The following is a 17,952-nucleotide window of genomic DNA, read 5'->3' as shown; positions in this document are numbered from 1 at the left end:
CCGCCGAGGTATGAACCGGTGGACCTTGATCCGAACCTCCGGGAACCGCCCGATTTGTTATTACGAAACCTTGTTGAGCACGTCACAGGTTCATGTAGGTCTTGATCTGATCGCGTCAATCGGTCAGGGTTTCGTCTCAACCCCCGGACATCTTCCGGAGTTTGACAACCTTCGCGAAGGTTCGTCCTGGGGGCGCTGGCATTCCCCCCACACCACTGAGGAGACCCCTCTTCATGGCAACAAACCAGCATGCGCGCACGATGAAGCTCACCGCGGCGATAGCCACGGCGGCGACAGCAGTGGGCGTCACCATGTTCGGCGGCTTCTCCGCCACCGCGGCCCCCGCCGAGGGCAAGGTCTACGGGCAGGACGCGAAGGGCGCCGTGTCCGGCAGCTACATCGTGCTGCTCGACCAGAAGGCCAACGCCTCGGCCAAGAAGGACCTGGCCAAGGAATACGGCGGCACGCTCAAGCGCAACTACAGCTCGTCCGTCAACGGCTTCTCGGCGAGCGGCCTCTCGGACACCGAGGCCAAGCGGCTCGCCGCCGACGGCGCCGTGTCCAAGGTCGTCCAGAACAAGAAGTTCCACATCGACGCCACCCAGGACAACCCGCCGTCGTGGGGCCTGGACCGCATCGACCAGGCGGAGACCGCGGGCGACAGCAAGTACACGTACCCGGACAGCGCCGGCGAGGGCGCGACCGCGTACGTCATCGACACCGGTGTCCGGATCAGCCACAAGGACTTCGGCGGCCGCGCCTCCTCCGGCTTCGACGCGGTCGACAACGACGACAGCGCCGACGACGGCAACGGCCACGGCACGCACGTCGCCGGCACCATCGCCGGTGAGGCGCACGGCGTGGCCAAGAAGGCGAAGATCGTCGCCGTCCGCGTCCTCGACGACCAGGGCTCCGGCACCACCGAGCAGGTCGTCGCGGGCATCGACTGGGTGACCGAGAACCACGAGGGCCCCTCCGTCGCCAACATGTCGCTCGGCGGCGGCGTGGACGAGGCGCTCGACGCGGCGGTCAAGAAGTCCATCGACTCCGGTGTCACCTACGCGGTGGCCGCGGGCAACGAGTCGGCGGACGCCTCCCAGTCCAGCCCGGCCAGAGTCCCGGAGGCCATCACGGTCGCCTCCTCGACCAAGGACGACGAGCAGTCGGACTTCTCCAACTACGGTTCCGTCGTCGACATCTACGCGCCTGGATCGGACATCACGTCCGACTGGAACACCGGCGACGACGCGACCAACACCATCTCCGGTACGTCGATGGCGACGCCGCACGTGGTCGGCGCGGCCGCCGTCTACCTGGCCGGGCACAAGGACGCCTCCCCGGCCGACGTCTCGAAGGCGCTCACCGACGGGGCCACCCCGGACGCCATCAAGAACGCGTCCGACGGCACGGCGAACAAGCTCCTGAAGGTCGTCGAGTAGTCGGGCGATGCACTGGTCACCGAGCCGGGTAAACGTTCCGGCTCGGTGACGGGCGGCCGTCGTGCTCACCCCCACGGGGCACGGCGGCCGCCTTATCGTGTGCCCATGACTCAGGTGACCGAGGGGTACGCGGCGCTGCTGCGCGGCATCAACGTGGGCGGCAGGAACAAGGTGCCGATGGCCGGACTGCGGCCGGTGGTCGCGGGCCTGGGCCTCGCCGACGTACGCACCTACCTCCAGAGCGGCAATGTCGCCTTCACCGCGCCGGACGGCGGCGACGAGGAGTCGCTCGCGGCGGCGATCGGCAAGGCGATCGAGGGCGAGTTCGGCTTCCCCGTCGACGTCCTCGTGCGCGGCCACGCGTATCTGAAGGCGGTCATGGAGGCGTGCCCGTTCCCGGTCGCCGAACTGGAGGCCAAGCAGCTGCACGTCACGTACTTCTCCGAGGCCGTGACCGCCGAGCGGTTCGCCGCCGTGGACCCGGCCGCGTACGCCCCCGAAGACTTCCGGCTCGGTGACCGCGCCCTCTACCTCTACGCTCCCGAGGGCCTCGGCGTCTCGAAGCTGGGCGCCCAGCTGTCCCGCCCGGCGCTCAACAAGGGCCTCGTCGCGACGAGCCGCAACTGGAACACCGTGACGAAACTGGTGGAGCTCACGGCCCCACGGTGAACGGGTCCGTGAAAGGGTCGGCGCATGCGCTACATCATCATCGGAGCAGGAGCGGTCGGCGGCGTCATCGGCGGACGCCTTGCGCAGGCGGGACACGGCGACGTCGTGCTCGTCGCGCGCGGCACGCAGTACGCGGCGCTGCGCGACAAGGGCCTTCGCGTCGAGACGCCCGACGGGCCGCACACCCACCGACTCCCGGTCGTGGACGGGCCGGAGGCGCTCGGCACGCTGCGCGCCGACGACGTGCTGATCCTCGCGGTGAAGACCCAGGACAGCGCCGCCGCGCTCGCCGCGTGGGGGCCGCGGCCCGTCGAGGGCGGCGGCACCGCGGCGCTGCGCCTGCCGCTCGTCTGCGCGCAGAACGGCGTGGAGAGCGAGCGGATCGCCCTGCGCACCTTCCAGCGCGTGTACGCGATGTGCGTATGGCTGCCCGCCACGTTCGTCGAGCCGGGCGTCGTCCGCGCCCAGGGCGCCCCGCTCTCCGGGATGCTGCACCTCGGCCGCTACCCGAGCGGCAGCGACGAGACCGCGCGGGCGATCTCCGCCGACCTGGAGAAGGGGCTCCTCGAGGCGCCCGTCGTCGACGACGTGATGCGCTGGAAGTACGCCAAGCTCCTCGCCAACCTGGCCAATTCGGTCGAGGCGGTCTCCGGGGTGCTCGCCGGCGACGAGGCTCTCTCCCTGGTCGCCCGCGCCCGCGCCGAGGGCGAGGCCGTGCTCGCCGCCGCGGGGATCGCCTTCACCCCGCAGGACGAGGAGAAGCGGGCCCGCGCCGACAAGATCACCTTCGAGCCTTTCGACAGCTCCACGCGCGGCGGCGGCTCCTCCTGGCAGTCCCTCCAGCGCGGCGCGGGCAGCATCGAGGCCGACTACCTCAACGGCGAGATCGCCCTCCTCGGCCGCCTGCACGGAGTGCCGACACCGATCAACGACGTCCTCCAGGAACTCGCCAACCAGGCATCGCGCGAGGGCCGTTCGGCGGGCGAGACGAGCGTGGCGGACCTGATCGCCGCAGTGGACGCGCGCAGCGCCCCGTAGCCCTGTCGCGTTTGTTCAAGAGCCGCGGCGCCCCGCCCCCGTAGCGTCACCGGCATGAACGAACTCTGCATGGACACCGTGTACCCGTACCTCACCGAAAGCGCCGCCGAGGCCGTGCGCGTCGCGGCGGGCGTCAAGCCCGACCGGCTCGACGCGGCCTCGGGCTGCGGCGACTGGGACGTGCGGACCCTCGTGAACCACTGGACCGTCTACACCTCGCACGGCCTCGAACACCGGGCGCTGCGCACCCAGTTGCCCGAGGAACTGGCCGCGCGCGACCTCACGGCAGACGAGGACTGGGCGGCGACGTACGCCGCCGACCTCGACCGGGCGGTCGCCGTCTGGGCCGACCCCGCCGTCTGGGAGGGCGCGATCGACCTCGGCTTCGCCGAGCAGCCCGCCCCCGAGGTCGCGGCCCTGCTGTGGGCCGAACTCGTCCTGCACGGCTGGGACGTGGCCCGCGCCACCGGCCAGGAATTCCGTGTCTCGGACGGCGCGGCGGCGCTGCTGCTCCAGGTGGTCGGGGCGAACGCCGAGCTGTACCGCCAGTACGAGGGCTTCGCCGCTCCCGTCGCCGTCCCGGACGACGCGCCGGTGTACGCGCAGGCCCTCGCCCTCAGCGGCCGCGACCCGCGCTGACGGCACCCGGCTCACTCGCCGCGCCACTCGGCGTCCCGCCGTGCCCACCGCACGGCGGGCCCCACGCCGAGCCCCGCCACCACGAACAGCACGCCGAGCACGGCCCAGCCCGCCGTGCCGTGCTGGATCGCGGTGACCGTCACGAGGGCGGGCGCGGCCATCGTCGCCGCCGCCTGACCGGAGTTGAACACGCCCTGGTAGACGCCCTGCGCACGGGAATCGGCGAGGCCGTAACCGACGGTCCAGCCGCCCGCCGCCTGCAACACCTCGGCCAGCACCTGCACCACCGCGCCGATCACCAGGACCGCCAGCGCGCCCATCGGCGAAATCCCCGCGGAGAACGCGAAGAACGCACAGGACAGCGCGAGCAGCAGGCCCGAGCGGCGCATCGACTTCACCGCGCCCGGCAGATCCTCCACCCCGCGCGTCGCCCGCACCTGGAGCAGCGCCACCAGCACACAGTTGAGGACCATGACGAGGGCGGCCGTCCATCGGGGCGCCTCGGTGTGCTGTGCGATCCACAGCGGCAGGCCCACCTCCAACAGGCTGTACTGCAGGGCCAGTACGGCGTTCAGGAAGGTCACCGCCAGGAACGGCAGATCGCGCACCGCCCGCCACCGGCTCTCCGCAGGCGTGTCCGCGGCCGGCCGCCGCCCCGCACCGCCCGGCAGCCGGTGCACCATGAGCGCCGAGCCGACGAACGCCAGCGCGTCGACGAGGATCAGGGCCGTGTAGCCGCCCCGGCTGTCGAGTTGCAGCGCCAGCGCGCCGAACGCACCGCCCACGCCCATGCCGACATTGGTGACCATCCGCAGATGCGCCCGCCCCTCGACGCGCTGCCCGGCGGGCAGCACATCCGCGTACAGCGCGTTGCGCACGCCCATGCTGCCCTGACTGAGCGTGGCGTAGCAGACCGCCGTCACCAGGAACGAGACGTACGAGTCGATCAGCGTGTACGCCGCGAGCCCGATGCCGCACCCGATCCACAGGCCGGTCAGTACGGGCCGCCGCCCCCACCGGTCCGAGGCCCGCCCCGCCGGCACCCCCGCCGCGAGCCCGAACACCCCGGCCACGCTGAGGCCCACGCCCACCGAGGCGGCGCTCAGGCCCACGAACCGCGTGAAGTACAGGACGCTGACCGGGAAGAACAGCCCGCGCCCGAACGCGTTCAGAAGGGTGAGCAAGGACAGTCGGCGCAAGCCCGGCACCGTGGGCAGCAGCCCGGCGAGGCGCGTCGTCCTCGTGCTCGTGCTCGTGGGAGGGGAGGGGCGGGGCGGAGATGTCGTCATGGCGACAGGGAAGCCGGGGTACGGGCCGCCGCGACAATCCTTTAGCCTCACGCTAAACACCGGGGGAGGGGGCGGTGCCGTGATCGAGTTCCGGTTCGTCGTGGGGGATCTCGCCCGTACGTCCTTCGCGTACTCGCCGCTCCAGGAGGCCGTCTATTCGCTGCGCTGCTGGCGCGACCCCGCCCGCTACCCGCACCAGCGGCCGTGGCTGCGCCGCCTGGCCCCGGCCTTCCGGCACCTCGACACCGAACTGCTCGGCGCGCTCGTCGCGCCCCACCTGTGGCTCCCGGACTTCCTCACCCCGCGCCCGAACCGCCCGCGCCCGACGTTCGCGGAGCAGCTCGCCGAGATCCGCGCCGTCCCGCCGGAGAGTCTCGAACCCGAATTCACCGCCGCCTACGACACGGTGGCGGACCGGCTTCCGCCGGTGGTGCGCGCGGGGCTCGCGGAGCCGGCCGCGTTCCGCCACCGCATCGCCGACGCGCTGGCGGAGTACTGGCACGAGTGCCTGGCACCGGACTGGTGGCCGCGCGTCCAGTCCGTCCTGGAGGCCGATCTCACCCATCGCGGCAAGGTGCTCGCGGACGCGGGGGTGGGCGGACTGTTCACCAGCCTCGACCGGAGGCTGACCTGGGACGGCGAGGTGCTCACCCTCGTCCAGCGGGACAGCCTCCACCCGTGGCGCGAGGCCGACATCCCGATCGAGGGCCGGGGGCTCGTCCTCGTCCCCACGCTGTTCTGCCACGGCGCGCACACCATGATCGACCCCGAACTGCCGCCGCTGCTCAGCTATCCGGCCCGTGGCCGCGCCACCATTTCGGAGACGCCGCCTCCGGCGACCAGCGAGGCGCTGACCCGGCTGCTCGGTGCCGCCCGCGCCCGCATCCTGCGGCTGCTCGCGGAACCGGCGTCCACCACGGAACTCGCCCACCGCCTCGCCGTCACTCCCGGTGCGGTCAGCCAGCACCTGTCGATTCTGTACGACGCCGGGCTGTTGCTGCGCACGCGCAGCGGGCGGAGCGTGCGGTATGCGCGCAGTGAGCTGGGGGAGAAGCTGTGCGGATGAGCGCGGCTCAGGCGCCGACCGCCAGCAACTCCTTTACGCAGGCCGTCTCGTAACGATCCATCAGCACCCGCGCCACCTCGGGCGCGGCGCCCAGGACGTTCGCGAGGACGTCGGCGTCCGCCGAGCCCGCCGCGATGCGGTCCGGGAGGCGGCCCGGGGCGAGGACGTACGGGGCGACGGCCACCCGTTCGCAGCCGAGTGCCCGCAGTTCGCGCACGGCGTCCTCCGTGCGCGGCAGAGATGCGGAGGCGAACGCAGGCCGCACGGCGCACCAACCGGTGTGCCGCCACTCCCGCGCGATTTCAGCGATCACTGCGATCGCCTCCGGGTCGGAGGAGCCCGCCGAGGCCAGGACGACCCCGGTCGTGGGCTTGTCGGCGGGGCTCAGCCCCGCCTCGTACAGGCGTCGTTCGAGGGCCGCGACCAGCAGCGGGTCGGGGCCCAGGACCTCCGCCTGGCGGATCCGCAGCCCGCGCGGCGCCTCGCGCAGCACCGACGGGATGTCCGCCTTCGCGTGGAAGGCGCGGGTGAGGAGGAGGGGGAGCGCGATCACGTCGCGGACACCCTCCGCCGCCAGGGACTCCAGCATGCCGTGCGCCGACGGGACATTGAAGTCCAGGAACGCCGTTTCCACCCGCACGCCGGGGTGCTGCGTCCGGACCTCGCCCACGAGGGCGTGCACCGTCGCGGCATGGCGCGGGTCGCGGCTGCCGTGGGCGATGACGAGGAGGACCGGGGAGTCGGGGGAGTGTCGCATGAGGTGGCTCAGTTCTTGACGAGGAGTCCGCGGCCGCGCAGTGCGCGCCGCTCCAACGGGCTGAAGACCAACAGATCGACGGTGATGCCGAGGGCCAGGACGAGCAGGATCGCGAGGAGGACCATGGACATGGGCGAGGCTTCGCCACCGGGCTCCAGGAGCCGGCCGAGGTCGACGCCCAGCCGCGGCGACGAGGCGATGAGCTCCGCCGCCATCAGCGAGCGCCAGGCGAACGCCCAGCCCTGCTTGAGACCGGCCAGGTAACCGGGCAGCAGCTGTTCCCGGCCGCCGCCGGGGGCGAGGCCGGCCGCGATCGCGGGGACCGCGCCGAGCAGGATCACCCCGTACATCACCGGGTCGTTCAGGCCCAGCCACAGGATCACCGCGGGAACCCACAGCACCGACGGCAGCCACCGCAGCCCCGACAGGACCGGGCCGAGCACCGAGCGCACCGGGGGCACGCGCGACATCACGAGGCCGAGCGGCGTGCCGACCACCAGGGCGAGCAGAAAGCCCAGCAGTCCGCGCGACACGCTTCTCCACACGAAGCCGAGCAGCGTGCCCTGCTGCCACGCCTCCCGCACCTCGCCCCACACCGCGGACGGCGGCGGCAGCTTCGTCGGGTCGTCGACGAGGCCGGACGAGGCCAGGCCCTGCCAGGCCACCAGCACCACGACGACCGCGGCCAGTGGCGGCAGGACCTTCGCCCGGAACGTGCCCCAGGTGTTCATGCGGCCCGGGGACTAGAAGTCCCACCCCTCCTCGTCCACCAGCGACTTGGGGTCCTCGGCCGACGCGAACGACTCCCCGGCCATGCCGGCCGCGAGTGTCGTGCCGTCCGACGGGTCGATCAGCAGGAACGAACCGGTGCGCCGCGAGTCCGCGTAGGAGTCGATGGCGAGCGCCTCGGAGATCCGCACCGTGACCCGGCCGATGTCGTTGGCGACCAGCTGACCCGGCTCCGGGTGCTGGGAGAGGTCGTCGAGCGTGAGCCGCGACGGGATCTCCTTGACGATCGCCTTGACCGTACGCGTGGTGTGCTTGAGCAGCACGCGCTGACCCACGGTGAGCGGGGTGTCGGCCACGTGGCACACCGTCGCCGTGATGTCCTGCGAGGTGGCGGGCGCGTCGTGGCTCGGCACGATCAGGTCGCCGCGCGAGATGTCGATGTCGTCCTCCAGGAGGAGGGTGACGGACTGCGGCGTCCAGGCGACGTCGACCGACGTACCCAGCAGATCGATTCCGACGACCTTCGACGTACGGCCCGAGGGCAGCACGGTGACGGACTCGCCGACGCGGAACGTACCGGCCGCGATCTGCCCCGCGTAGCCCCGGTAGTCCGGGTGCTCGGCGGTCTGCGGGCGGATCACGTACTGGACGGGAAGCCGCGCGTGGCAGGTGGTGAGGTCGTGGCTGACCGGCACCGTCTCCAGGTGCTCCAGGACCGTCGGGCCGGGGTACCAGTCCATGTGGGCGGACGGCTCCACGACGTTGTCGCCCGCGAGCGCCGAGATCGGGATGGCAGTGATCTCCGGCACGCCCAACTGCCCGGCGTACGCGGTGAACTCCTCGGCGATCTTCGCGAAGACCTGCTCGTCGTAGTCGACGAGGTCCATCTTGTTGACGGCGAGGACGACGTGCGGGACGCGCAGCAGCGCGGCGACCGCGGCGTGCCTGCGGGTCTGCTCGATGACGCCGTTGCGCGCGTCGACGAGGACCACGGCGAGGTCGGCGGTGGAGGCGCCGGTCACCATGTTCCGCGTGTACTGCACGTGGCCCGGCGTGTCCGCGAGGATGAAGCGGCGGCGCGGGGTCGCGAAGTAGCGGTACGCGACGTCGATCGTGATGCCCTGCTCGCGCTCGGCGCGCAGGCCGTCCGTGAGCAGCGCGAGGTCGGGCTCGGCGGCGCCGCGCGACTTGGAGGCCAGCTCGACGGCCTCCAGCTGGTCGGTGAGGACCGACTTGGAGTCGTGCAGCAGGCGGCCGACCAGCGTGGACTTGCCGTCGTCGACCGAACCGGCCGTGGCGAACCGCAGCAGGGTCGTCGCCGAGAGATCGGCCAGCTCTTCGGCGGCGGCGGAGGTGGTGGAGCTCATGTCTAGAAGTACCCTTCGCGCTTGCGGTCTTCCATGGCCGCCTCGGACATCTTGTCGTCGGCGCGGGTGGCGCCCCGCTCGGTGAGCCGGGACACGGCGATCTCGGCGATGACCTTCTCGATGGTCGTGGCGTCGGAGTCGACGGCGCCGGTGCAGGACATGTCGCCGACGGTGCGGTAGCGCACCTGGCGCGTCTCGACCGACTCGTCGTCCTTCGGGCCGCCCCACTCGCCCGCGGTCAGCCACATGCCGCTGCGCTTGAAGACCGGGCGCTCGTGCGCGTAGTAGATCTCCGGCAGTTCGATGTTCTCGCGGGCGATGTACTGCCACACGTCCAGCTCGGTCCAGTTGGAGAGCGGGAAGACGCGGACGTGCTCGCCCGGCGCGTGCCGGCCGTTGTAGAGCTGCCACAGCTCGGGGCGCTGGCGGCGCGGGTCCCACTGCGAGAACTCGTCGCGCAGGGAGAAGACGCGCTCCTTCGCCCGTGCCTTCTCCTCGTCGCGGCGGCCACCGCCGAAGACGGCGTCGAACCGTTCCTGCTGGATCTTCTCGGTCAGCGGCACCGTCTGGAGCGGGTTGCGGGTCCCGTCGGGGCGCTCGCGGAGCTTTCCGGCGTCGATGTACTCCTGCACGGAGGCGACGTGCAGGCGAAGGCCGTGCTTCTCGACCGTGCGGTCGCGGTAGTCGATGACCTCCGGGAAGTTGTGCCCGGTGTCGACGTGCAGCAGCGAGAAGGGGATCGCGGCAGGGGCGAACGCCTTCAGCGCCAGGTGCAGCATGACGATGGAGTCCTTGCCGCCGGAGAAGAGGATCACCGGCCGTTCGAACTCGCCCGCCACCTCGCGGAAGATGTGCACCGCCTCGGACTCCAGGGCGTCCAAGTGGCTCAGCGCGTAAGGGCTGTCGGTCTCCTCGGAGCCCTCGGAGACGGAAGAAGCTACGGTCGTCATGCGGCGAGACCCCTCTCGGTGAGCAGCGCGCGGAGCGCTGCCGCGGACTCCTGCACGGTCTGGTTCTGCGACTCGATGCGCAGGTCGGGCGATTCGGGTGCCTCGTACGGGTCGTCGACCCCGGTGAGACCCGAGAGCTCACCGGCCGCCTGCTTGGCGTACAGGCCCTTCACATCGCGTACGGAGCACACGTCCACGGGCGTGGCCACGTGCACCTCCAGGTATCCGGTGCCGCCGGTCTGGTGGCGCTTGCGGACGGCCTCGCGGCTGTCCGCGTACGGCGCGATGACCGGGACGAGCGCCAGCACGCCGTTGCGGGCGAGGAGTTCGGCGAGGTAGCCGATGCGCTGCACGTTGGTGTGCCGGTCCTCGCGGCTGAAGCCGAGGCCCGCCGAGAGGTACTCGCGGATCTCGTCGCCGTCCAGCACCTCGACCTTGCGGCCCTCGGCGCGCAGCGTGTTCGCCAGCTCGTACGCGATGGTGGTCTTGCCGGCGGACGGCAGACCCGTGAGCCAGATCGTGGCTCCGGTCACTTGGTTCTCCAAAGTCCGTGGTTCGTTCATGAGTTCAGGCCCGGTCAGCCGTGCAGTCCGCACTCGGTCTTGTTCCGGCCCGCCCACCGTCCGGCGCGCGCGTCCTCGCCCTCCAGGAGGCGGCGGGTGCACGGGGCGCAGCCCACGGAGCCGTAGCCGTCCATCAGGAGCGGGTTGGTGAGCACTCCGTGCTCGGCGACGTAGGCGTCGACGTCGTCCTGCGTCCAGCGGGCGATCGGCGAGACCTTGACCTTCCGGCGCTTCTCGTCCCAGCCGACGACCGGGGTGTTCGCGCGGGTCGGGGACTCGTCGCGGCGCAGGCCCGTGGCCCAGGCGGCGTACTTGGTCAGGCCCTCTTCGAGCGGCTTGACCTTCCGCATCGCGCAGCACAGGTCGGGGTCGCGCTCGAAGAGCCGGGCGCCGAACTCGGCGTCCTGCTCGGCGACGGTCTGCCGCGGGGTGAGCGTGATGACGTTGACGTCCATCACGGCCTCGACGGCGTCCCGCGTGCCGATCGTCTCCTCGAAGTGGTAGCCGGTGTCGAGGAACACGACGTCGACCCCGGGCATCGCGCGGGAGGCGAGATGGGCGACGACCGCGTCCTCCATGGACGAGGTCACACAGAACTTCGCGCCGAAGGTGTCGACCGCCCACTGGAGGATCTCCAGCGGCGAAGCGTCCTCCAGGTCGCGCCCGGCCTGCTCGGCGAGCGCCTTCAACTCTTCGGTATCCGAGGTGACTTGAGCTGTCGTCATATCTGTTCCCCTCCACCGTCGTTGCGCTGAACCCCCTGGGCGAGCAGCCCACGGAACTTCAACGTGAAGGCCCGGTTGCAGGCCGCGCATTCCCAGGCGCCGTGCCCTTCCTCGCCGGGCCGCAGGTCCTCGTCGCCGCAGTACGGGCAGTAGAACGGGGCCGCCCGCTCACTCATGACAGCGCCTCCGCAGAGGCACGCGCGGCCCAGGTCGCGAAGCGTTCGTCGGTCTCGCGCTCCGCCTCGTAGTTCTTGAGGACGCGCTCGATGTAGTCCGGCAGTTCGGCCGAGGTGACCTTCAGGCCGCGCACCTTGCGGCCGAATCCGGCCTCCAGGCCGAGCGCGCCGCCGAGGTGCACCTGGTAGCCCTCGACCTGGTTGCCGTCCTTGTCGAGGACGAGCTGGCCCTTGAGACCGATGTCCGCGACCTGGATACGGGCGCAGGCGTTCGGGCAGCCGTTGAGGTTGATGGTGAGCGGCTCGTCGAACTCCGGGAGGCGGCGCTCCAGTTCGTCGATGAGCTGCGAGCCGCGCGCCTTCGTCTCGACGATGGCGAGCTTGCAGAACTCGATGCCGGTGCAGGCCATCGTGCCGCGCCGGAACGGCGAGGGCTTGACCTGGAAGTCCAGCGCCTCCAGACCGGCGACGAGCGAGTCGACCTGGTCCTCGGTGACGTCGAGGATGATCATCTTCTGCTCGACGGTGGTGCGCAGCCGGTCCGAGCCGTGGGCACCGGCCAGTTCGGCGATCTTCGTGAGCGTGGTGCCGTCCACCCGGCCGACGCGCGGCGCGAACCCGACGTAGAAGCGGCCGTCCTGCTGCTGGTGCACGCCGATGTGGTCGCGCCACTTCTGCGAGGGCTCCTTGGGCGCGGGGCCGTCGACCAGCTTGCGCTTCAGGTACTCGTCCTCAAGGATCTGGCGGAACTTCTCCGGGCCCCAGTCGGCCATCAGGAACTTCAGGCGGGCGCGGGTGCGCAGGCGCCGGTAGCCGTAGTCGCGGAAGATGCCGACCACACCGGCCCAGACGTCGGCGACCTCGTCCAGCGGCACCCAGGCGCCGAGGCGCTGCGCGAGCTTGGGGTTGGTGGACAGTCCGCCGCCGACCCAGAGGTCGAAGCCGGGGCCGTGCTCCGGGTGCTCGACGCCGACGAAGGCCACGTCGTTGATCTCGTGGACCACATCCTGGACAGGGGAGCCGGAGATCGCGGTCTTGAACTTGCGCGGCAGGTTGGAGAATTCCTTGTTGCCGATGTAGCGGTCGTGGATCTCGTCCACGGCCGGAGTGCCGTCGATGATCTCGTCGGCGGCGATCCCGGCCACCGGGGAGCCGATGATGACGCGCGGGCAGTCGCCGCAGGCCTCGGTCGTGGACAGGCCCACGGCCTCCAGCGTGTCCCAGATCGCGGGCACGTCCTCGATGCGGATCCAGTGCAGCTGGATGTTCTGCCGGTCGGTGATGTCGGCGGTGCCCCGCGCGTACCGCTCGGAGACCTCGCCGATGGCGCGCAGCTGCGGAACGGTCAGCCGGCCGCCGTCCACGCGCACGCGCAGCATGAAGTACTCGTCGTCCAGCTCCTCCGGCTCCAGGACGGCCGTCTTGCCGCCGTCGATGCCGGGCTTGCGCTGGGTGTACAGGCCCCACCAGCGCATGCGTCCGCGCAGGTCCTGGGGGTCGATCGAGTCGAAGCCGCGCTTGGAGTAGATCGTCTCAATACGTGTCCGTACATTGAGACCGTCGTCATCCTTCTTGAACTGCTCGTTGCCGTTGAGCGGAGTGAAGTGGCCCACGGCCCACTGGCCCTCACCGCGGTGACGGCTCACCTTGCGGCGGGGCGCGGCAGGGGCAGGCGTTTCTGGGGTGGCAGCCATGGAGAATCGTCCTTCAGGCAGGCTTAAGGCGGCTCTGACCTGCACACTTCGCGCAAGGGGCGCGGCGGTGCGCAGGAGATCAGGGGTGACGAGAAAGCGGCGGTGCTGGAGAGATCAGCGCGCCGGACAGATGGCGCTGGACATGCGGCCGAAGTCGACGTGGCGTCGACTCACCAAGGCGGTTCCAGCTGTAGACATGACGAAATCGTGTCACGGGACTTTGGGCCCGGTCCACCATCGTCCGCGATCTGGACGAGATCGTCTCGGATCGTGGACAATAGTGGTGCCGGTCACAGTGGTGAAGGGGTGTTCGACGGACAGGCGGGGCTCGCTCAGGCGGCGGGGAAGGCTCCCGGCCACGGCCCCGGAGTGGGAACGTCCGGCTCGTCCTCGGTCGCCGTGTGGAACACCTTGAAACCGCGCCGCTCGTAGTTGGCCATCGCGTGCTCCCCGTCCTTGCTGCACGTGTGCAGCCACACCCGCTTCGTGGGGGTGCGCCCCGGCCACCGCTCCGCCAGGTCCCAGGCGCGCGCGACCGCGTACGACAGCAGGTGCCCGCCGATCCGCCGCCCCCGGAACGCCGGGATCAGACCGAAGTAGACGACCTCGACCACACCGTCGTCCTGCGCGGCCAGCTCCACGTACCCGGCGGGCGTGCCCTTCTCGTACGCGACCCAGGTCTCGGCGCCCGGCCGCGACAGCTGCTCCTGCCACTGCGCGTAGTTCCAGGCGAGCCGGTCGATCCACTGGATGTCGCCGCCCACCGACGCGTACAGGAACCGGCTGAACTCCGGCGAGGGGACCTCGGCGCGCACGATGCGCACGTCGTCGCCCTCCGGCGGGCTCGCGGGACGCAGGTCGCAGGGCGCGGTCTGCTCCAGCGACCACGTGGTGACGGTGAGGGTGTTGCTGCTGCTCATGCGGCTCATCGGATCACGGCCGCCGCGCTATGGCCAGGGCTGCCCGCGATGCGGGAAGATCCGGCAGCGCGCAACAGCGCCACCCCCCGCGCCATCCGTACCAGCCCAACCGGAGGTTGTACCGATGTCCCGTCGCTTCTCCCGTGGTGCGCTCGCCGCGGCCACCCTCACCGTCGCCCTCGCCACGCTCGCGACCCCCGCGCTCGCCGCGCCCGCCACGGCGCAGGCCCGGATCTTCATGGTCAACCCGGTCCAGTCCTCGGGCGACCAGTCCCTCACCGACGCCAAGGACTCCGCGACCGCGGTCCCGGACACCCAGTACGCGACGGCCGCGCTGCGCAACCTCGACGGCAGCGGGGGACTGTCCGGCAAGTGGGCCCAGGTGAGATCCGAGACCGGCGCCGCCGCGAAGCTCGCGGACGCCGGGACGTACACCCGCCACGACGACCGGTTCGAGCAGGTGATGGCCTACTTCTGGGTCAACGAGGCGCAGGAGTACCTCCAATCCCTCGGGTTCGGCAGCGAACTGCCCGGCGCCAACGACCGCGCCCAGCCCGTCCGCATCAATCAGTGGGGCGCCGACAACTCGTTCTTCACCGACAAGAAGGCCGAGATCCGCTTCGGCAAGGGCGGCGTCGACGACGCGGAGGACGCCGAGGTCGTCGTCCACGAGTACGGGCACGCGGTGCACAACGCGCAGGTCCCCGGATTCGGCACCTCGGTGGAGGCCGGGTCCATCGGCGAGGCGTTCGGCGACTACCTCTCCGTGGCGGTCGGTGACGCCGCCGACGCCCGGTACGGCTGGCCGCGCAGGGCGGACCTGGCCTGCGTCGCCGACTGGGACTCCACCTCGTACACGTCGTCGGCGCCGCACTGCCTGCGCCGCGTCGACACCGACAAGACGTACGCGGACCGGATCGGCGAGGTGCACGCGGACGGCGAGATCTGGTCGCGCGCCCTGTACGACATCCGCCGCGCCCTCGGCGCCCGCACGGCCGACCGGATCATCGTGAACGCGCAGTTCGCCTTCGCCCCCGACACGAGCTTCGAGGCGGCGGCGAAGGCGACGGTCGCGACGGCGCGGACGATGTACGGCGCCGGGGCACAGACGGCGGTGCGCAAGGCCTTCGCGGACCGGGGGATTCCCGGCTTCTAGGCCCTGCGCACCTTTTCCTCGCGGTGGTCCGGGTGGTTCAGTCGTCGCTGTGCGCGCGGCTGAGGCGTCCGGGCCACCAGGACTTCGGGCCGATGTCCCGGACCAGCGCCGGCACCAGCAGCGAGCGGACGACCAGCGTGTCCAGCAGGACGCCGAAGGCCACGATGAACGCGATCTGCACCAGGAAGGCGAGCGGGATCACGCCGAGCGCGGCGAACGTCGCGGCGAGGACGACACCGGCCGACGTGATCACGCCGCCCGTGGCGACGAGCGCCCGCAGGATGCCGTCCCTGGCCCCGTGCTCCAGGGACTCCTCCCGCGCTCTCGACATCAGGAAGATGTTGTAGTCCACGCCGAGCGCGACGAGGAACACGAACCCGTACAGCGGCACGGACGCGTCGGTGCCGGTGAAGCCGAACACGTGCTGGAAGACGAGCGAGGAAATGCCCAGCGTGGCGACGAAGTTGAGCGCCACCGTCGCCACCAGGATCAGCGGCATCATCAGGGAGCGCAGCAGCCCGACGAGGATCACCAGGATGATGGCGAGGACCACGGGCACGATCAGCATGCGGTCGCGCTCGGCGGTGTTCTGCGTGTCGTACTGCTGCGCGGTGTAGCCGCCGACGAGGGCGTCCGCGCCGTCGATCGAGTGCAGCGTCGTGCGGAGCCGGGAGACCGTCTCCTTGGCCGCGTCGCTGTCGGCCGGGTCCTTCAGCGTGACGTCGACGCGGATCTTGCCGTCCACGACACGGGGGGAGTCGCCACCGGGTCGCCCCTGCTCGCCGAGGACGGCCGCGCTCGCGACGCCGTCGAGCTTCTCGGCCCCCGAGACGACCTCCGCCCGGTGCCCGGCGTCCGCGATCACCACGGCCGGGTTGCCCGAGCCACCGGGGAAGTGCTCGGCCAGGGTGTCCTGCGCGGCGACCGACGGCGCGTCGTTGACGAAGATCTCGTCCAGCGGCACGCCCTTGGACTGGAGAGTGGGGGCGAAGGCCGCGCACGCCAGCAGGCCGACGAGGGCGATCGCCCAGATCTTGCGCGGCGCCCGCTCGACCGCGCCCGCCACCCGCCGCCACACTCCGTTCCCGGCGCCCGAGCCGTCGTCGACCCTGACCTTCGCGGGCCAGTACGCGGCGCCGCCCAGCAGGACCAGCGCGGCGGGCAGGAAGGTGAGGGTGCTCAGGACGGCGCAGACGATGCCGATGGCGCCGACCGGGCCGAGCGCCCGGTTGTTGGTCAGGTCGCTGAGCAGCAGGGCGAGCAGGCCGAGGGCCACGGTGGCGGCGCTGGCCACGATCGCCCCGGAGGAGCGGCGAAGAGCGGCACGCATTGCGCCGAACCGGTCGTCGCGGTTGGCGGCCAGTTCCTCGCGGTAGCGGGCGGTCAGCAGCAGGGCGTAGTCGGTCGCCGCGCCGATGACCAGGATCGACAGGATGCCCTGCACCTGTCCGTCGACGCGGACGACGTCGTGGTCGGCCAGGGCGTAGACGACGGCGCAGGCGGCGCCCAGCGCGAACACGGCGCTGATGATGATCACGAAGGGGAGCAGGAAGCTGCGGTAGACCAGGATCAGGATCACCAGGACCGCCACCAGCGCGACCGACAGGAGCAGCCCGTCGATCCCCGCGAAGGCGTCGGACAGATCCGCCTGGCTCGCCGCCGGTCCGGCGAGCGCGACCGTCGTCCCCGGCACCTTCTCCGCCGCGGCTCTGATGCTGTCGAGCGTCGGTGTCAGCTGGTCGCCCAGATCGGGGCGGAGCTGAACCACGCCCTCCAGGGCCTTGCCGTCGTCGGACGGCAGGGCGGGCGAGGCCTGGCCCGTCACGCCGGACGCGTCCTTGAGCGAGGCCAGGGCGCGGGTGGCCGCGGTGCGCTGCCCGTCGTCGATGCGGCCCTTGTCGTCGGCGGTCCACACGACCACCGCCGGGAGCGTCTCGTCCTCGCTGAAGGCGCGCTGTGCGTCGATCACGCGGGTGGACTCGGCGTTGGTCGGAAGGAACGCCGCCTGGTCGTTGGTCGCGACCTCGCCGAGTTTTCCGGCGTACGGGCCCAGTGTGCCGCCGATGGCCAGCCAGCCGAAGAGCAGGACTATCGGTACGAGCCAGCGGGCGCGGCGGTGCGTGCGGGGCATGGTTCTCCAAGGGAAGGCGGTCGGAAAAACTCAACCGTCTCAATCAAAAAGTATCTCAATGATTGAGCTAAGTGGATGGTGGCATACGTCGCCCCTTCCCTCTCACCCGCCCCCGCGGATGCAGCCGGTCACGACGGAGTGCCTTCGGTTACGACCGGGGGCTCTCGACGGCGGCCAGTTCCTCGTTGAGCGAGCCCAGGAACCGCACCACGACGGCCACTTCCTCGGCGCTGAAGTCGCCCCGCACCCGGTCCGTCGCCTCCGCGAGCGGCCCGAAGTACTTGCGCGCCTGCGCCTGCGCGCCGGACACGTACTGAAGGTGCACCACCCGGCGGTCGCTGCTCTCCCGGACCCGGCGCAGATGCCCTGCGCGTTCGAGCCGGTCCACGCAGGCGCTCACCGCGCCGGAGGTCAGATCGAGACGGCGGCGCAGCACGCTCGGGGTGACGGGCTCCGTGGAGTCCAGGACGACGGCGAGCGCCTGCACGTCCGTGGGGTGCAGGCCCTGACCGGTGGCGAAGCCGTGCACGACGCGGGAGATCTCCGCGTTGAGCCGGCGCAGCTCCACCGCGAGATCGCGCAGCTGCTGCTGTCCCGCCGCGGCCCCTTCGCCGGCTTCCTCGGCCCGTCCACCCACGCCCACC

18 protein-coding genes are annotated in these 17,952 nt (G+C 71.3%); 6 read left to right on the top strand and 12 right to left on the bottom strand.

The genetic code is table 11. The features are described 5' to 3' along the window. Window positions 1-233 precede the first annotated feature (233 nt). The 4 genes from ACY34M_RS11580 (at window position 234) to ACY34M_RS11565 (ending at window position 3,785) form a co-directional block, all read left to right on the top strand. Window positions 234-1,439 carry a S8 family peptidase gene (locus ACY34M_RS11580; protein WP_462718332.1) on the top strand — a complete coding sequence of 402 codons (1,206 nt, stop codon included), beginning with the start codon at window positions 234-236 and terminating at the stop codon, window positions 1,437-1,439. 114 nt (window positions 1,440-1,553) lie between these two features. Next, window positions 1,554-2,108: a DUF1697 domain-containing protein gene (locus tag ACY34M_RS11575; RefSeq protein ID WP_462718568.1), complete on the top strand. Its 555-nt coding sequence runs from the start codon at window positions 1,554-1,556 to the stop codon at window positions 2,106-2,108. A gap of 24 nt (window positions 2,109-2,132) precedes the next feature. Further along, window positions 2,133-3,146 carry a ketopantoate reductase family protein gene (locus ACY34M_RS11570; protein WP_462718331.1) on the top strand — a complete coding sequence of 338 codons (1,014 nt, stop codon included), beginning with the start codon at window positions 2,133-2,135 and terminating at the stop codon, window positions 3,144-3,146. A gap of 54 nt (window positions 3,147-3,200) precedes the next feature. Next, window positions 3,201-3,785: a TIGR03086 family metal-binding protein gene (locus ACY34M_RS11565; RefSeq protein ID WP_462718330.1), complete on the top strand. Its 585-nt coding sequence runs from the start codon at window positions 3,201-3,203 to the stop codon at window positions 3,783-3,785. Window positions 3,786-3,796: 11 nt separating this feature from the next. On the opposite strand, the gene ACY34M_RS11560 is transcribed toward ACY34M_RS11565, so the two are convergent. Further along, on the bottom strand, window positions 3,797-5,074 hold the full coding sequence (locus ACY34M_RS11560) for an MFS transporter (RefSeq protein ID WP_462718329.1): 1,278 nt from the start codon (window positions 5,072-5,074) through the stop codon (window positions 3,797-3,799). 79 nt (window positions 5,075-5,153) lie between these two features. Here ACY34M_RS11560 and ACY34M_RS11555 point away from each other — a divergent pair, with 79 nt between their 5' ends. Continuing rightward, window positions 5,154-6,140 (top strand): ArsR/SmtB family transcription factor, encoded by a 987-nt coding sequence (locus tag ACY34M_RS11555; protein WP_462718328.1) that lies wholly within the window; start codon window positions 5,154-5,156, stop codon window positions 6,138-6,140. A 7-nt stretch (window positions 6,141-6,147) separates the two neighbouring features. On the opposite strand, the gene ACY34M_RS11550 is transcribed toward ACY34M_RS11555, so the two are convergent. The 9 genes from ACY34M_RS11550 to ACY34M_RS11510 form a co-directional block, all read right to left on the bottom strand. Further along, window positions 6,148-6,897 (bottom strand): sirohydrochlorin chelatase, encoded by a 750-nt coding sequence (locus ACY34M_RS11550; RefSeq protein WP_462718327.1) that lies wholly within the window; start codon window positions 6,895-6,897, stop codon window positions 6,148-6,150. A gap of 8 nt (window positions 6,898-6,905) precedes the next feature. Then, a complete protein-coding gene (locus ACY34M_RS11545; protein WP_462718326.1) occupies window positions 6,906-7,628 on the bottom strand; it encodes an ABC transporter permease in 723 nt (240 codons plus the stop codon). Between the two features lie 12 nt (window positions 7,629-7,640). Continuing rightward, window positions 7,641-8,993 (bottom strand): sulfate adenylyltransferase subunit 1, encoded by a 1,353-nt coding sequence (locus tag ACY34M_RS11540; RefSeq protein ID WP_462718325.1) that lies wholly within the window; start codon window positions 8,991-8,993, stop codon window positions 7,641-7,643. A gap of 2 nt (window positions 8,994-8,995) precedes the next feature. Further along, window positions 8,996-9,943: a sulfate adenylyltransferase subunit CysD gene (gene cysD / locus ACY34M_RS11535; protein WP_462718324.1), complete on the bottom strand. Its 948-nt coding sequence runs from the start codon at window positions 9,941-9,943 to the stop codon at window positions 8,996-8,998. Then, the gene (cysC, locus tag ACY34M_RS11530) at window positions 9,940-10,506 is read right to left on the bottom strand and encodes an adenylyl-sulfate kinase (protein ID WP_462718323.1); all 567 of its coding nucleotides are present in this window, start codon (window positions 10,504-10,506) and stop codon (window positions 9,940-9,942) included. The genes cysD and cysC overlap by 4 nt, the downstream gene beginning before the upstream one ends. A gap of 14 nt (window positions 10,507-10,520) precedes the next feature. Continuing rightward, complete coding sequence (locus ACY34M_RS11525) at window positions 10,521-11,231, bottom strand: phosphoadenylyl-sulfate reductase (protein WP_462718322.1); 711 nt, start codon at window positions 11,229-11,231, stop codon at window positions 10,521-10,523. Further along, the gene (locus tag ACY34M_RS11520; protein ID WP_462718321.1) at window positions 11,228-11,407 is read right to left on the bottom strand and encodes a hypothetical protein; all 180 of its coding nucleotides are present in this window, start codon (window positions 11,405-11,407) and stop codon (window positions 11,228-11,230) included. The genes ACY34M_RS11525 and ACY34M_RS11520 overlap by 4 nt, the downstream gene beginning before the upstream one ends. Continuing rightward, window positions 11,404-13,101: a nitrite/sulfite reductase gene (locus tag ACY34M_RS11515; RefSeq protein ID WP_462718320.1), complete on the bottom strand. Its 1,698-nt coding sequence runs from the start codon at window positions 13,099-13,101 to the stop codon at window positions 11,404-11,406. Before ACY34M_RS11515 ends, ACY34M_RS11520 begins: the two co-directional genes overlap by 4 nt. Before the next feature lie 332 nt (window positions 13,102-13,433). After that, window positions 13,434-14,021: a GNAT family N-acetyltransferase gene (locus tag ACY34M_RS11510; RefSeq protein ID WP_462718319.1), complete on the bottom strand. Its 588-nt coding sequence runs from the start codon at window positions 14,019-14,021 to the stop codon at window positions 13,434-13,436. A gap of 124 nt (window positions 14,022-14,145) precedes the next feature. Here ACY34M_RS11510 and ACY34M_RS11505 point away from each other — a divergent pair, with 124 nt between their 5' ends. Then, window positions 14,146-15,177: a M4 family metallopeptidase gene (locus tag ACY34M_RS11505; RefSeq protein ID WP_462718318.1), complete on the top strand. Its 1,032-nt coding sequence runs from the start codon at window positions 14,146-14,148 to the stop codon at window positions 15,175-15,177. A gap of 37 nt (window positions 15,178-15,214) precedes the next feature. On the opposite strand, the gene ACY34M_RS11500 is transcribed toward ACY34M_RS11505, so the two are convergent. Then, the gene (locus ACY34M_RS11500; RefSeq protein ID WP_462718317.1) at window positions 15,215-17,308 is read right to left on the bottom strand and encodes an MMPL family transporter; all 2,094 of its coding nucleotides are present in this window, start codon (window positions 17,306-17,308) and stop codon (window positions 15,215-15,217) included. A 148-nt stretch (window positions 17,309-17,456) separates the two neighbouring features. After that, window positions 17,457-17,945 (bottom strand): MarR family winged helix-turn-helix transcriptional regulator, encoded by a 489-nt coding sequence (locus tag ACY34M_RS11495; protein ID WP_462724114.1) that lies wholly within the window; start codon window positions 17,943-17,945, stop codon window positions 17,457-17,459. Window positions 17,946-17,952 lie beyond the last annotated feature (7 nt).

The sequence above is a fragment of the Streptomyces sp. EDA2-14 genome (assembly GCF_054963755.1).
This window is presented reverse-complemented; position numbering and strand designations above follow the sequence as displayed.